Origin of the sequence: Nocardioides stalactiti, assembly GCF_014180715.1 — a bacterium.
Lineage (GTDB): Bacteria > Actinomycetota > Actinomycetes > Propionibacteriales > Nocardioidaceae > Nocardioides > Nocardioides stalactiti.
Genome location: NZ_JACEFC010000238.1, coordinates 1 through 1,284, shown reverse-complemented (window position 1 = coordinate 1,284; position 1,284 = coordinate 1). Strand labels below are relative to the sequence as shown.

Sequence of the window (1,284 nt, the reverse complement as noted above, 5' to 3'; positions counted from 1 at the left end):
CCGGGTCGCGCTCGCGCTGGTCCGCGGTCGGGTGCCCGAGCCGCGTACGGACGCGCCCTGGGCGATCGCCGAGCACGCAGCCGCCGTCCGGCTGGTGCAGCGGGCCCGCCGGGTGGCGGCGGACGCCCTCCTCGACGCCGGGCACTGGCGAGACGCCCTCGACCTCGCGGCTGCGGACGCGCAGGCCGACCCGCTCGACGAGGAGGCCGTCCGAACCGTCATGCGCGCTCAGGCAGCCGGCGGGCGGCCGGCCCTCGCCCTCGCGGCGTACGCCGGGCTGCGGGAGGTCCTCGCCGACCAGCTCGGCGCCGACCCGTCGGTGGAGACCGACGCCCTCCACACCGCGATCCTGCGCGGCGACCTCCCGGTCGCGACGCGCCCTTCCGTGCCGGAGTCGCTGGTCGGGCGGACCATCCAGGCCGGGCACCTCGACACCCTCGCCCGGCGTGCGGTCGGCGAGGGGACGGCGCGCGTCGCGCGCGTCGCCGGCGAGGCAGGGATCGGCAAGACGACGCTGCTCGACGCGTGGACGCGAGCCCGGCGCAGCGCGGGCGACCTGGTGCTCGCCGGGACGTGCCGGCCACTGGACCGGGCAGCCCCCCTCGACGTGGTGCTGACCGCGATCGCCGACCACCTGCGCGGCGCCCCGGACGCGGACGCCCTGCTCGGCCCGGACGCCGGCACCCTGGCGCCGCTGCTCGGGCTGACCGACGACCTCGCCGGACCGGCGCGCGGTGTCGACCTCGCCCTGGGTCCCGCGACCCTCTTCGCTGCGGTCACCGCGGTGCTCGGCCGGATCGCCGCCGGGACCGGCGCGATCCTCGTGATCGACGACGCCCACCTCGCCGGCCCGACGTTCGCGGACTGGCTCGGCTACCTGCTGCGCCGCCCGGTGCCGCTCCTCGTCGTGGCCGGCGCACGGCCCTCGGAGGGACCCGAGCTCCCCGCGACCGACGAGATCGGCCTGGGTCCGCTCGACCGGTCCCAGGTGGTGGAGCTGGTCGGGTCGGAGCGCGCCGACGACCTGTACGACCGCTCCGGTGGCCACCCGCTGTTCCTCGTCGAGCTCGCGTCCGTGCCGGCCGGCGAGCTGCCGCCCTCGCTGGTCGACGCCGTGGTGTCCCGCTGTGACCAGCTCGGGACGGCCGGCGACCTGGTCCGGGCCGCGGCCGTCATCGGCGTCCTGGACGTCGACGTCCTGGCGACCGTGCTCAACCGCCGCGCGCTCGACGTGCTCGCGGACGTCGAGCTCGCCGAGCAACGGGGTCTCCTCGTCGAGGAGGG

General features: G+C 77.9%; 1 protein-coding gene. It reads left to right on the top strand.

What is annotated here, in order from left to right; translation table 11 throughout:
- The coding region (locus H0487_RS22645) for a BTAD domain-containing putative transcriptional regulator (RefSeq protein ID WP_183096444.1) at positions 1-1,284 on the top strand (1,284 nt) is incomplete at both ends.